Origin of the sequence: Achromobacter sp. 413638, assembly GCF_043119405.1 — a bacterium.
Taxonomy (GTDB): domain Bacteria; phylum Pseudomonadota; class Gammaproteobacteria; order Burkholderiales; family Burkholderiaceae_B; genus Achromobacter.
In genome coordinates this window covers 1-12,620 of record NZ_JBICCO010000133.1, presented here as the reverse complement: position 1 = coordinate 12,620, position 12,620 = coordinate 1, and the positions used below count along the sequence as shown (strand labels likewise).

At 67.5% G+C, this 12,620-nt stretch carries 12 protein-coding genes; 5 read left to right on the top strand and 7 right to left on the bottom strand.

What is annotated here, in order from left to right:
- Positions 1-14: 14 nt before the first annotated feature.
- The 3 genes from gmk to ACEU5R_RS30880 are packed head-to-tail and all read left to right on the top strand — an operon-like array spanning position 15 to position 3,212.
- A complete protein-coding gene (gmk, locus tag ACEU5R_RS30890; RefSeq protein WP_392413632.1) occupies positions 15-647 on the top strand; it encodes a guanylate kinase in 633 nt (210 codons plus the stop codon).
- 44 nt (positions 648-691) lie between these two features.
- Positions 692-895: a DNA-directed RNA polymerase subunit omega gene (rpoZ, locus tag ACEU5R_RS30885; protein WP_006219679.1), complete on the top strand. Its 204-nt coding sequence runs from the start codon at positions 692-694 to the stop codon at positions 893-895.
- 22 nt (positions 896-917) lie between these two features.
- Positions 918-3,212 (top strand): bifunctional (p)ppGpp synthetase/guanosine-3',5'-bis(diphosphate) 3'-pyrophosphohydrolase, encoded by a 2,295-nt coding sequence (locus ACEU5R_RS30880; RefSeq protein WP_103274540.1) that lies wholly within the window; start codon positions 918-920, stop codon positions 3,210-3,212.
- Between the two features lie 168 nt (positions 3,213-3,380).
- Here ACEU5R_RS30880 and ACEU5R_RS30875 read toward each other — a convergent pair whose 3' ends face one another.
- Positions 3,381-4,850, bottom strand: coding sequence for an amidohydrolase family protein (locus ACEU5R_RS30875; RefSeq protein WP_392413627.1), 1,470 nt, complete (start codon positions 4,848-4,850; stop codon positions 3,381-3,383).
- A 152-nt stretch (positions 4,851-5,002) separates the two neighbouring features.
- Between ACEU5R_RS30875 and ACEU5R_RS30870 the strand changes: the two genes are divergently transcribed.
- Complete coding sequence (locus tag ACEU5R_RS30870) at positions 5,003-5,899, top strand: MurR/RpiR family transcriptional regulator (RefSeq protein ID WP_103274542.1); 897 nt, start codon at positions 5,003-5,005, stop codon at positions 5,897-5,899.
- Here the strand turns inward: ACEU5R_RS30870 and ACEU5R_RS30865 are convergent.
- The 6 genes from ACEU5R_RS30865 to glnH form a co-directional block, all read right to left on the bottom strand.
- Positions 5,872-7,239, bottom strand: coding sequence for an amidase family protein (locus tag ACEU5R_RS30865; RefSeq protein WP_392413625.1), 1,368 nt, complete (start codon positions 7,237-7,239; stop codon positions 5,872-5,874). The two genes, ACEU5R_RS30870 and ACEU5R_RS30865, sit on opposite strands and share 28 nt — an antisense overlap.
- Positions 7,229-7,444: a hypothetical protein gene (locus tag ACEU5R_RS30860; protein WP_392413623.1), complete on the bottom strand. Its 216-nt coding sequence runs from the start codon at positions 7,442-7,444 to the stop codon at positions 7,229-7,231. Before ACEU5R_RS30860 ends, ACEU5R_RS30865 begins: the two co-directional genes overlap by 11 nt.
- Positions 7,441-8,784 carry an MFS transporter gene (locus ACEU5R_RS30855; protein WP_392413621.1) on the bottom strand — a complete coding sequence of 448 codons (1,344 nt, stop codon included), beginning with the start codon at positions 8,782-8,784 and terminating at the stop codon, positions 7,441-7,443. The genes ACEU5R_RS30860 and ACEU5R_RS30855 overlap by 4 nt, the downstream gene beginning before the upstream one ends.
- Positions 8,785-9,094: 310 nt before the next feature.
- Positions 9,095-9,823: a glutamine ABC transporter ATP-binding protein GlnQ gene (glnQ, locus tag ACEU5R_RS30850; protein WP_103274546.1), complete on the bottom strand. Its 729-nt coding sequence runs from the start codon at positions 9,821-9,823 to the stop codon at positions 9,095-9,097.
- Entirely contained in the window at positions 9,820-10,476 is a 657-nt protein-coding gene (gene glnP / locus ACEU5R_RS30845) for a glutamine ABC transporter permease GlnP (RefSeq protein ID WP_103274547.1), read from the bottom strand. The genes glnQ and glnP overlap by 4 nt, the downstream gene beginning before the upstream one ends.
- 167 nt (positions 10,477-10,643) lie before the next feature.
- Positions 10,644-11,390 (bottom strand): glutamine ABC transporter substrate-binding protein GlnH, encoded by a 747-nt coding sequence (glnH, locus tag ACEU5R_RS30840; protein ID WP_103274548.1) that lies wholly within the window; start codon positions 11,388-11,390, stop codon positions 10,644-10,646.
- Positions 11,391-11,562: 172 nt separating this feature from the next.
- Between glnH and ACEU5R_RS30835 the strand changes: the two genes are divergently transcribed.
- Entirely contained in the window at positions 11,563-12,597 is a 1,035-nt protein-coding gene (locus tag ACEU5R_RS30835) for a C45 family autoproteolytic acyltransferase/hydolase (protein WP_392413618.1), read from the top strand.
- Positions 12,598-12,620: the final 23 nt, after the last annotated feature.

Sequence of the window (12,620 nt, the reverse complement as noted above, 5' to 3'; positions counted from 1 at the left end):
CTCGTCATCTATTCATGCACGCCAATTCCGGAAACGTCTTCATGGTCGTCGCGCCCAGCGGCGCGGGTAAATCCAGCCTGGTCAGGGCCCTGCTCCAGCAAGACACTTCCATCCTGCTCTCGGTTTCCTGCACCACGCGCGCGCCGCGTCCCGGCGAAGAAGACGGTCGCGAATATCGCTTCGTGGCGGTCGACGATTTCAAGCGCATGCGCGACGATCAGGCCCTGCTGGAATGGGCCGAGGTGCATGGCAATTTCTACGGCACGCCCCGCGACCGCATCGACGCCGCCACCCGCGAAGGACGCGATGTGCTGCTCGAGATCGACTGGCAGGGCGCGCGCCAGGTCAAGCAGCGCTTTCCGGGCGCCATCGGCATTTTCATCCTGCCGCCGTCGATCGAGGAACTCGAAGCCCGGCTCAAGGCGCGCGGCCAGGACGAGCCGCAAGTCATCGCGCGCCGGCTCATGGCGGCGGGCGGTGAAATCGCGCACGCTCCGGAATGCGAATATGTTATTATTAATCAAGAATTTAGCGTGGCCCTGTCGGAACTGACCCAAATCGTCAGCGCCGCGCGGCTGCGCTTTTCGTCTCAGGCCGCCCGCCACGCTCCGCTGTTCGCGCAGCTCGGCATCCCGGCGGCGCACTGAAACGCAAGCATTTCCTCCCATTTCCATCAGCACCAGGTGTCCTAATGGCTCGCATTACCGTCGAAGACTGTCTGAACCAGATCCCCAACCGTTTCAAGCTCACGCTGGCCGCGACCTACCGCGCCCGCGAGCTGGCGCAGGGCCATGCCCCGCGCCTGGACAGCAAAGACAAGCCCACGGTCACTGCGCTGCGCGAAATCGCGGGCGGCCTCACCGGCGTGGAAATGCTCCGCAAAGTTCCGACCTGATTCTCTCCGGGGGGCGGCACGCATGGCTTTTCCCGGGCTGAAGTACGCTTCATCAGGTCTGCTTGCCGCCCTGCGCGCCGGCTCCCGTCTGGGACGGCGCACGGGCAAGAAAGACAAGACCCCGCCTCCACCGCCTTCCGTCGCCGCCCAGGAGGCGGCCGACGCGACGGCATCGCCCGTCGCCTCACTGGCGCCGCTGACCGAAATCATCGGCAGCTATCTCGACAAGAAAGATGTAGAACGCGTGCGCGAAGCCTACCGCTTCGCCGATCAGGCGCATCTGGGCCAATTCCGCGCGAGCGGCTCGCCCTACATCTCTCACCCCATCGCCGTCACTGAAATCTGCGCGGGCTGGAAGCTCGACGTCAACGCCCTGTCGGCCGCGCTGCTGCACGACGTGATGGAAGACCAGGGCGTCACCAAGACGGAACTCGCCGAGAAGTTCGGCCCCGAGGTCGCCGAGCTGGTCGACGGCCTGTCCAAGCTGGACCGGCTGGACTTCGCCACCAAGGCCGAACAGCAGGCCGAGAGCTTCCGCAAGATGCTGCTGGCGATGGCGCGCGACGTGCGCGTCATCCTGATCAAGCTGGCCGACCGGCTGCACAATATGCGCACGCTGGACGCGGTCAACCCCGAAAAGCGCCGCCGCATCGCGCGCGAGACGCTGGATATCTATGCGCCCATTGCGCATCGTCTGGGCCTGAACCTGCTGTTCCGCGAACTGCAGGACCTGTGCTTCGCGGCCATGCACCCGAACCGCTACCAGGTGCTGTACAAGGCCGTGCTGGCCGCGCGAGGCAACCGCCGCGAGGTCATCAGCAAGATCGCCGATTCGGTGCGCGCCGCCCTGCCCGCCGCCGGCATCGAGGCCGAGGTCACTGGCCGCGAGAAGACCCTGTTCGGCATCTACCGCAAGATGGTCGACCAGAAAAAATCCTTCTCGGACGTGCTGGACATCTACGGTTTCCGAGTCATCGTCCACACCCTGCCCGAGTGCTATCTGGCGCTGGGCACGCTGCACCAGCTGTATCGCCCGGTGCCCGGCAAGTTCAAGGACTACATCGCCATTCCCAAGGTAAACGGCTACCAGTCGCTGCACACCACGCTGGTCGGCCCCTACGGCACGCCGGTGGAATTCCAGTTCCGCACCCGCGACATGCACCATGTGGCCGAGGAAGGCGTGGCCTCGCACTGGCTGTACAAGGGCGCCGACCTGACCCTCAACGACCTGCAGAAGCGCACTCACCAGTGGCTGCAATCGCTGCTGGACATCCAAAGCCAGACCGGCGATTCCGGCGAGTTCCTGGAGCACGTCAAGGTCGACCTGTTCCCCGACGCTGTCTATGTGTTCACCCCGCGCGGCAAGATCATCTCGCTGCCGCGCGGCGCCACGCCGGTGGACTTCGCCTACGCGATTCACACCGACATCGGCAACCAGGCCGTGGCCGCCAAGGTCAACGGCGAGTTCGTGCCGCTGCGCACCGAAATGAGCAGCGGCGACACGGTGGAAATCGTCACCTCGCCGGCCTCGCGCCCCAACGCGCAGTGGCTGAACTACGTGCGCACCGGACGCGCGCGCTCCGAGATCCGCCACTACCTGCGCACCGTCAAATACGAGGAATCGGTCGCCTTCGGCGAGCGCCTGCTGGGCCAGGCCATGCAGGAACTGCACATGCCGCTGCCCGCCACCGACGATCCCGCCTGGCAGAAGCTGGCGCGCAGCACCGGCGCCAGCTCGCGCGAGGAAATCCTGGCCGACATCGGCCTGGGCAAGCGCCTGGCCGCCGTGGTCGCGCGCCGCTTCGCGCCCGAGCACCAGCTGGTCGCCACCACCGCCGCCGCGGTGGACGAGCTGACCTCGGCCCGCAGCGCGCCCATCCTGATCCAGGGCAACGAAGGCCAGGCGGTGCAGCTCGCGCCCTGCTGCGGCCCCCTGCCCGGCGACCCCATCATCGCCGGCATGCGCATGGGCCACGGTCTGGTCGTGCACACCGCCGACTGCCCGGTGGCCATGCGCCAGCGCCTGCGCGAACCGGAACGCTGGATCAATGTGGGCTGGGACACGCACACGGCCAAGCACCTCGCCACCCGCCTGGACATCGTCACGCGCAACGAGCGCGGCGTGCTGGGCCGGCTGGCCGCCGAGGTCACGGCCGCCGACGCCAATATCGTCCACGTCACGATGCACGACGACGCGGTTGCCACGGTGTCGCTGCACCTGACCATCCAGGTCGACAGCCGCAAGCACCTGGCCCAGGTGATCCGCGCCATCCGCCACGTGCCGCAGGTGCAGAAGATCGTCCGAGTGAAAGGGTGACCCACCCCCGAAGCGCTGCGCGCTTCCCCCTCTAGGGGGCATGTCTACGGACCGGCGGAGCCGGATCCGTGACATCCCGATTTGGGGGCACCTGTTCTTGTGGCGGTCTGTTTTCTATTGCCCACAGATTCCTGTAGTTGCCCCCCCCCCGCCTGGCAGCCCCGCCGTTCAGGCGGGGCTGGTCGCGCGGCGCAGTACCTGGCCTGTACGGGCGGGTAGCGTCTGGTGGCCGTCCCAGGTCTGGCTACCGTTGAGCCATACGCCTTCGATGCCCTCGCTGACCTGTATCGGATCTTCGAAAGTGGCGCGGTCCTGGATGCGGTCCGGGTCGAACAGGACCAGGTCGGCGTGGCAGCCGGTTTCTATGCGGCCGCGGTCCTGCAGGCCGTATTGTTGCGCGGCCTGGCCGGTCATCTTGTGGATGGCCTGTTCCAGCGTCATCAGGCCGGACTCGCGCACCATCTTTGCCAGGATGTGCGGGAAGGTGCCCCACTGGCGCGGATGCGGGCGCGGATCGAACGGCAGGCCGTCGGAGCCGAACAGGGTCAGCGGGTAGCGGGCGATGCGTTCCACGTCGCCCGGGTCCATCACGAAATAGATCGCGGCGGCCGGCTTCAGTTTTTCCAGCAGGCCGGCCTCGTCCAGGCCCAGCGTGGCCATCAATTCGTGAAAGTCGCGCCCGCCCGCTTCCGGATAGCCCTTGGACCAGGTGATCATGGTGCGCGACGACTGGCTGACGCGGTCCAGCCGCAGCATGGTGGACGTGGCCGGATAAGGGTGACAGTCCAGGCATAGCGGCTGCGAGCGCGCGGCCTCGGCCAGTATTGCCAGCGTCTGCTCGGACCGCCCGAAATTGCGCTTGCCAGCGACCTTGTGATGCGAGAACACCACCATGCAATCGAGCGCGCGTCCGACCCGCAGGGCTTCCTCGATGGACGCGATGATATCGTCCGTCTCATCACGCAGATGGGTGGAGTAGATGCCGCCCAGCCGCTTCAGCGGCTCGCAGACCGCGATGATCTCCGCCTCGGAGGCCGCCGCCGCGGGCGGATAGAAGGTGCCGGTGGACACGCCGAACGCGCCCGCGCGCAGCGCCAGTTCCACTTCGGCGCGCATGGCCTCGATTTCCTGCGGCGTAGCCGCCCCCGACACGTCCCGCATGGCGCGAACCCGCAGCGTGGAATGCCCCACCAGCGGCGCCACGTTGACGTTGGCGGGCTGGTCCCGCAGCGCGTCCAGCCATGCGCCGAAGGTCTCGAAGCGGAACAGCGCCGGTGGCCCCATCAGGTCCAGCGGCTGCGGCGGATCGGCGTGGACCAGCGGTGCGACGCTGATGCCGCAATTGCCGGTCACCACGGTCGTGATTCCCTGCGACACCTTGGGCTTCATGTGCGGATGCACCAGCAGGTAGCCGTCGTCATGGGTATGGGTATCGATGAAGCCCGGCGCGAGCACGCGTCCGTCCGCCTCGATGATGCGATCAGCGCGCCAGCCTGCCAGCTCGCCCACCGCCACGATCCTGCCGCTGGCGACCGCCACGTCCGCGCGGCGTCGCGATGCGCCGGTTCCGTCGACCACCGTGGCGCGCCGGAACAACAGCTCTGCCTCCGCTCGCTGGCCTGCCCTCTTGTTTTCCATGCTTACCTCCCTTCATTGCGTCGCCGCGCTCGCGGCGACCCTTCACGCTTGCGCGCCGCTACAGCGCGATCCTAGAACATCTCGCCCCGCCGCAACACGGGAGGCCGGGCCTATGCAACAATCGTTTCACGCTCAATCCCGCCACCCAGACCATGCCGCCATCGCCCGCCACGCCGCCCCACTCCCTGGACGCCCTGCTCGCCGCGCTGCGCGAGCAGTTCGGCGAGCTCAGCGCCCAGCTGCAAAGCGGTGCGCGCCATCTGCTCGACCATCCCAGCGAAGTGCCGCTGCTGTCGATGCGCAAGATCGCGGCGGACGCCGGCGTGCAGCCGGCCACGCTGGTGCGCCTGGCGCAGCATCTGGGCTATGACGGCTGGCAAAGCCTGCGGCTGGTCTTCGTCGAGGCCCTCCGTGGCGGTCCGCAGCCCTATGCGCAACGCGCACAAAGGCTGGTGCGTGAAAGCGGGTCCGACCGGATGCTGGAAACCATGTTGCAGGCGCAGCACCGCAACCTGGAGCAGACCGGCGCCGCCAACGCCAAGGCGCTGGCGCAGGCGGCCGCCATCCTGGCCGGCGCCAGCACCGTTCACGTGGCCGGCTTCCGCTCCAGCTACCCGATCGCCTTCGGCTTTCACTATCTGTACCGTCTGTTCCGCGATTCCGTGCACCTGGTACGCGGCGACGCCGGCACGCTGGAAATGGACCTGCGGGCCCTGAAGCCGGACGATGCGGTGCTCATGACCAGTTTCGCGCCCTACTCCCAGGAAATCGTCCGCGTCGCCGAGGCCGCGCGCCGCGCCGGCAGCAAGGTCATCGCGCTGAGCGACAGCGTGGCCGCGCCGATCGCGCTGAAGGCCGACTGCACGCTGGTGTTCTCGGTGGACAGCCCATCTTTCTTCCCGTCGATCAGCGCCGGCATGGCCCTGGTGGAAGCGCTGGTGCAGCAACTGCTGGCGCAGGAGGGCAAGGGGGCGATCAAGACCCTGAAACAGGCGGAAGAACAGCTGCACCGCAGCGGCGCCTACCTGCCGTCCGCCGGCCGAGGCTGAGCGGGAAAACCGCACACGCCCTCCTCTTCCAGGCGCATGGCCGCAGCCAGGCATGGAGCCTCGCCCCCAGGCGGACCGATCAGCTGCACGCCCAGGGGCATGTCCGCGCCCGGCACGGCTACCGGCGCCGCGACGACGGGCAGGCCCGCCAGCGACACCGGCCGCGTCATATGCCCGGCGTCCGCGCGCGGCGCATAGATGCGCCCCTGCTCGCCGACCAGACGTTCGGCGCCGACTGGCGGCGCGGCATACGGCGTGGCGCAAGTCAGCAGCAGATCCACGCCCTGGAACAGGGTCTGCATACGCGCGCGCCAGACCCGCCGCCAGGCCTGCGCGGTACGGTACCAATCGTCCGGCAAGGCAAGGCCGGCCAACATCCGCTGCCTGACCATCGCGCTATAGCCGGCATGACGCCCGGCAAATCCATGCCGCAGATGATTGCGCGCGACCTCGTAGGCGGAAATGATGCTGGCCGCGTCGCGCGCGCGGTCCACATCCGGCAGGTCTATCATGCGCGCGGACGTGAACGCTGCCGCCACGCGCAGCACCGCGTTCCAGGCTTGCGGCTCGGCATGCTCCGCGAAGCCGGCCCGTAGCACTCCAATCCGCAGTCGGCCATGACCACTGACCAGCGCATCCGACGCCCCGCCGCGCAATGCCCGCCAAGCCAGGGCGAGGCTGCCGGCGTCCGCCGCCATCGGCCCCGCCGCATCCAGGCTTTCCGCATAAGGAAAACAACCTTGCGTGGACAGGCGGCCAGTGCCCGGACGCAAGCCCCAGATGCCGCAGAACGCAGCCGGCGCGCGAATCGAGCCATTGGTGTCGGAGCCCAGGCCCAGCGGGACCACGCCGGCCGCGATCGCGGCGGCCGTGCCCGCCGATGAGCCGCCCGTTATCCTCGAAGGATCCCAGGGATTGCGCACCGCGCCGCCGATCACATTCTCTCCCGTCGCGCCGCAGGCATACTCGTCCATATGCGTCAGGCCGATGGGCACCGCGCCGGCGTCCAGCAAGGCCCGCAGCACGGCCGCGTCCCGCGCGGCGGGCGCGTCCGCCTGCCGTGGCGCCGCGCCGGCCAGCGTGGGATGGCCGCGCAGGTCGAACAGGTTCTTGGCCACGAACGGCACCCCGGCCAGCGCCGGCATGGCCAGGCCTGCGGCCAGCCGGCGGTCCAGCGCACGCGCCGCCGCCAGCGCCTCGGTCTCCAGCACGCGCGAGAACACATTGAAGCGCTGCGCCGCCGTTGCCCGCGCCAGGCAATCCGCCGTGATCTGTACAGCGCTGCGCCTGCCGCTCAAGAACGCATCGCGGATCGCCGCCGCGCTACGTTCAGGCGCCATGCTTGTCGCCCTCCCTGGCGTCGACGCGCGCCGATTCCGCCAGGGCCTGTTCCAGCGCCAGGACCATGCGCCCCATGTTGCGCACCAGATCGGCCGCCGCCCCGGCATCCTCGGCGGACACCGCGCCCTCCAGGCCGCGCAGCACGATTTCCACCCTGGCCTGCGGGTCCGACGACGGCTGCGAATCCGTCAGGACCGGCGTCATCGCACCGCCCCCGCCGCCATCAGGCGCTTCGGGATCGCAAGAATCAGCAGGGCCGCCGCCAGCATGAGCGCGGCCAGCACCAGCACCGCGATCGAGATGCTGCCGGTCCATTGCTTGACGCCGCCCATCAGCACCGGGCCGATCAGCCCGGCCAGGCTTGCGGCGCTATTGATCAGGGCGATGCCGCCGGCCGCGGCGGTGCCGGCCAGGATGCGGCCCGGCAGCCCCCAGAACATGGCCAGCGTGGCCATCAGGCCGGACACGCCGACGGTCAGGAACACCATCGCCGCCACCGTATTGTGCGGGAACAGCGTGCTGGCCCACATGCCCGCGGCCGCCACCAGCATCGGTATCGCGGTGTGCAGCCGGCGCTCGCCGCTGCGCTCGGCGTGCGCGGCATTGCGGTTCATCACGACGCAGGCCACGCCGTAGGGAATCGCCGTCAGGAAGGCGATCTCCAGCGGCGACTGCATGCCGGTCGACTGGATGATGGTGGGCAGCCAGAACACCAGCCCGTAGTTGCCGATATTGAACAACAGGCAGATGACCATCAGCATCCACAGGATCGGATTCTTCAGCGCGTCCACGAGACGGCTGCTCTTGCGCGCGTTCTCGGCCGACAGCGCGCCGCTGACGGCGGCCGCTTCCTCCGGCGTCAGCCACGCGGCGGACTGCGGCGATTCCGGCAGCATGCGCAGCACCAGCAGCCCCAGCAGGATCGCGGGCAAGGCTTCCAGCAGGAACATCCATTGCCAGCCTTGCAGGCCATGCAGGTCATGCGTGCCCGTCATCAGCGCGCCCGAAATCGGCCCGCCCAGCACCATGCCCAGCGGCATGGCCAGGAACAGGATGGACATGATGCGCGCCTGGCGATCCGCCGGATACCATTTGTTCAGGTACATGACGGCGGCCGGGAAGAACCCCGCCTCGGTGACGCCGAGCAGGAAACGCGCCACATAGAACTCGGTGGGGGTCGTCACCAGCATGGTGCCCGCCGACACCAGGCCCCACAGGATCATGATGGCCGCCATGCAGCGCCGCATGCCCAGCTTGTAGATCAACAGGCTGCTGGGCACCTGGCACAACATGTAGCCCCAGAAGAAGATCCCTGCGCCGATGCCGTAGACCACGTCGCTCAAGCCCAGCGCCTGCTGCATCTGCAGCTTGGCGAAGCCGACGTTGACGCGATCCAGGTAGCTGAAGAAGTAGCAGAGAACGATGAACGGCACGATGCGCCGCGTCACCTTGGCATAGGCGGACGCCGCCCGTTCCGCGCTGGCCGGCGCGGCCGCGCCCATGCCCATGCTCCCTGCTTGCCCCGCGTTGCTGGCGATGCTCATGTCACGCTCCTTTCCCCATAGACAGCCATGCGCGTGCATCCGATAGCCGCGTCGTGGTCAGGAACGCATCGTAGGATTTATGAAACGTTTGATCTATAGGTGGATACCATGAAACATACGATTCAACAAATAAACGAACGGGCTAGCGGTCCGCCGCGCCGGATCGCGAGCCTGCAAGAACAGCCAGGGCGAACAGCCCGAGAGGATGGCCGGAACCACCCTTCTTGCGAGCCTGAATGAAAAAGAGCGGACGAAGTCCGCTCTTTCAGGTCTGCCGCCGCCGGCGCGGGCCGGCGTCCGGCAGCAATGCTCAGGCCACGTGCTGCAGGAAATCCCGCAGGCGCTGGCTGGGCGGATTGCCCAGCAGCTCCGTGGGCGGACCGTCATGGGCCACCTTGCCGCCGTCGATGAAGATCAGCCGGCTGCCGACCTTGCGGGCGAACTCCATCTCGTGGGTCACGACCACCATGGTCATGCCCTCCTCGGCCAGGTCCTTCATGACCTTCAGCACTTCGTGCCGCAGCTCCGGATCCAGCGCCGAGGTCGGCTCGTCGAACAGCATCAGCTTGGGCTTGATCGCCAATGCGCGGGCGATGGCCACCCGCTGCTGCTGGCCGCCCGACAACTCAGACGGATAGTGGTTCATGCGCTCGGCCAGGCCGACCTTGCCCAGCAGTTCCTGGGCCAGCTTGCGCGATTCGTCCCGGCCCATGCCGCGCGTGTGGACGGGCCCGAACATGACGTTCTCCAGCGCCGTCATCTGCGGGAACAGGTTGAACTGCTGGAACACCATGCCGGCCTCGCGCCGGATCTCGCGCACCTGGGCCGCGTCACCCTTCACGCTCAGGCCGTCGACCAGCAGGTCGCCGCCGTTGATGGTCTCCAGCACGTTGATGCAACGCAGGAAGGTGGACTTGCCCGAGCCCGACGGCCCGACCACCACCACGACTTCGCCCGCGTCGATGTTCAGCGAAATGTCGTTCAGCACCAAGGACTCGCCGAAGCGCTTGGTGACGTTGTGGAATTCAACCATGCTCATAGTATGCGCATCCTCTTTTCCAGCAGGCGCAGGCCCAGCGCCATCGCACCGGTCAGGATCAGGTAGACGATGGCCACCGCGGACCAGATCTCGACCGCACGGAAGTTGGCGGCCATGATTTCCTGGCCCTGCCGCGTCAGTTCCGCCACGCCGATCACGATGAAGAGCGAGGAGTCCTTCAGGCTGATGATGCACTGGTTGCCCAGCGGCGGGATCATGCGGCGGAACGCCACCGGCCCGATGATGTGCAGCAGGATCTTGTGGAACGGCAGCCCCATGGCCTGCCCGGCTTCCTTCAGTCCCTTGTGCACGGACAGCAGCGACCCGCGCACGATCTCGGAGATGTAGGCGCCCGAATTGATCATCAGCGTGACGATGGCCGCCCATTCCGCGTCCACCCGGATTCCAGCCATGATGGGCAAGGCGAAATAGATGAACATCACCTGCACCACGATGGGCGTGCCGCGGATGACCGCGACGTACACCTGGGCGATGCCGGACAGGATGGGATGCCCGTAGGCCCGGACCACGCCGGACAGCGCGCCGAGCAGGAACCCGCCGAACAAGCCCCAGAAGGTGATCTTGACGGTCATCAAGGTCCCTTCCAGCAAATTGGGCAGCGCGTCCCGGATGACTGACCAGTCGAATTCCACGATTTCCCCCTCAGGCGCCCATGCGCGCCGCTACCAGGCGGGGATGCCGGCCGGCGCCGGCCGGCCCGGGGCCGCCCTTTGCCGGATCCGGCCGTCCCACAGGAAACGACCGGATCGAACCGCTGCCGGGCAACCCCGAACTACCGAAAAACCAAACGCGGCAAAGCTCAGGGCTTCTTGCCGAACCACTTGGTGTAGATGGCGTCGTACTCGCCGTTGGCCTTGAGCGTGGCCAGCGCCTTGTTCACCTGCGGGACCAGATCGCTGCCCTTGGGGAAGGCGATGCCATAGAAGTCGCCGCTCTTGACCGAGCCCACCACCTTCACGCGGCCCTTGCCGGCGGTGTTGGCGTAGTACTGCACGTTGGGCGTGTCGTGCACGGCGGCGTCGACGCGGCCCGTGGCCAGCTCGAGATAGGCGTTATCGATGTTGGGGAACAGCTTCAGCTTGGCGTCAGGCACCTGGGCCTTCAGGAAGTCCACCGTGGCGGTGCCGGTCTTGACGGCGACGGTCTTGCCAGACAGGGACTTGGCGTCCTTGATGTCGGTGTTCTTGTCGCCGACCAGGATGGCCAGGCCGCTTTCGTAGTAGGGATCGGAGAAGTCGATGACCTTCTTGCGGTCGTCGCGAATGGTGATGCCGGCCAGCGCCACGTCGATGTTCTTGGTCTGCAGGCCCGGAATGATGCCGTTGAAGTCCATGGGCTGGAGCTTGTACTGAAGCTTCAGTTCCTTGGCGATGGCCGCCCACAGATCCACGTCGAAGCCGGTGTAGGTATTGCCCTGCTTGAACTCGAACGGCACGAAAGCCGTATCGGTGGCCACGACCAGCTCCTTGGCCTGGGCTGACGAGGCGGCGCCGAACATGGCGACGGACAAGCCGACCAGCGCGGCGGCGAACTTGCGTTTGATCATGTAACTCTCCTCTTGGGGGACGCTCGAGGCCCCCCGGGTTTGTCGTCGGGGCATGATTCCTGGGGTAGCGCCGGGATCGCCGGCACAACGCATTGGCGATCTTAACGCATCCGTCCCCACCCGCCAGAGCTTAGAAAAATTACAATCCGCATGACACCCCGGAGAATCCCCCATGCCATACAAGCATGTACGCATCGCCGGCACGCGCCGGCAGGTCGGACAGGCGCTGGGCAAGCTGGCCCGCCCGCTGATGTCCGCCTACCTGGACCAGAGCGAGACCTGGGAAACGCTGCGCCCATGGCGCGGGCATCCCTACCTGGACGCGCTGGCGGCGCAGGCCAGGGCGGCGCTGCCAGCGGTATGGGAAGAATTCGAAGGGCTGGCCGAGGGCCTGGACATGCCGCTGGCCGACGCGCTCCTGTGGAACTGTCGCGGCGACCTGCTGCACAAGACCACCGACGGCTGCACCTCGGCGGCCCTGAAGTCGGCGGATGGCACGCGCTGGATCGGCCACAACGAAGATGGCGACCCCTATCTGTATGGCCGCTGCCACCTGGTGGATGTGGCGCTGGATGACGCGCCCGGCTATCTCGGCTTCTACTACCCCGGCTCGCTGCCGGGCCATACCTTCGGCGCCAACCGCGCCGGACTGGTCCAGACCATCAACAACCTGCGCGCGCGCCAACGGCATGAAGGCGTGCCGCGCATGTTCCTGGCGCGCGCGGCGCTGGACTGCGCCACGCTGGAAGAGGCCGTGCAGCTGCTGCGCGCCACGCCCTGCGCCGGCGGCTTTCATCACACGCTGGGCTCGGCGCAGGACGCCAGGCTGTTCAGCGTCGAAGTGCTGCCCGGCGATGTCTCGATACAGGAGATCGGCGCGCGCTACGGCCACGCCAACCACATGATCCACGCCGACACCGCCGGCCTGCCGCAGGTCGTCACCGATTCGTCGCGCGCGCGCCAGCACCGCATCGAAGGCATCGTCGACAGCTGGTCGCCCGCGACCGGCGGCGCCGAGCTGCTGGCCGCGCTGCACGATACCGAGGGCGCATTGCCGATCCTGCGCACGGACCGGCATGACCCCGATGGCGAGAACACGCTGGCCACCGCCGTGTTCGAGATCGGCGACGGCGAAGTCACGCTGCGCGTGTACGACCGCAAGCCGCGCGCGGAGATCGCGCTGGACGTGATGAACGATCCGGAATGAAAAAGCGCCGCGGGCGGGGGGGC

Excerpts from the sequence above, each read along its gene's own strand:
- gmk (WP_392413632.1), top strand. The coding sequence starts at position 15 with ATGCACGCCAATTCCGGAAACGTCTTCATGGTCGTCGCGCCCAGCGGC.
- rpoZ (WP_006219679.1), top strand. The coding sequence starts at position 692 with ATGGCTCGCATTACCGTCGAAGACTGTCTGAACCAGATCCCCAACCGT.
- ACEU5R_RS30880 (WP_103274540.1), top strand. The coding sequence starts at position 918 with ATGGCTTTTCCCGGGCTGAAGTACGCTTCATCAGGTCTGCTTGCCGCC.
- ACEU5R_RS30875 (WP_392413627.1), bottom strand. The coding sequence starts at position 4,850 with ATGGAAAACAAGAGGGCAGGCCAGCGAGCGGAGGCAGAGCTGTTGTTC.
- ACEU5R_RS30870 (WP_103274542.1), top strand. The coding sequence starts at position 5,003 with ATGCCGCCATCGCCCGCCACGCCGCCCCACTCCCTGGACGCCCTGCTC.
- ACEU5R_RS30865 (WP_392413625.1), bottom strand. The coding sequence starts at position 7,239 with ATGGCGCCTGAACGTAGCGCGGCGGCGATCCGCGATGCGTTCTTGAGC.
- ACEU5R_RS30860 (WP_392413623.1), bottom strand. The coding sequence starts at position 7,444 with ATGACGCCGGTCCTGACGGATTCGCAGCCGTCGTCGGACCCGCAGGCC.
- ACEU5R_RS30855 (WP_392413621.1), bottom strand. The coding sequence starts at position 8,784 with ATGAGCATCGCCAGCAACGCGGGGCAAGCAGGGAGCATGGGCATGGGC.
- glnQ (WP_103274546.1), bottom strand. The coding sequence starts at position 9,823 with ATGAGCATGGTTGAATTCCACAACGTCACCAAGCGCTTCGGCGAGTCC.
- glnH (WP_103274548.1), bottom strand. The coding sequence starts at position 11,390 with ATGATCAAACGCAAGTTCGCCGCCGCGCTGGTCGGCTTGTCCGTCGCC.
- ACEU5R_RS30835 (WP_392413618.1), top strand. The coding sequence starts at position 11,563 with ATGCCATACAAGCATGTACGCATCGCCGGCACGCGCCGGCAGGTCGGA.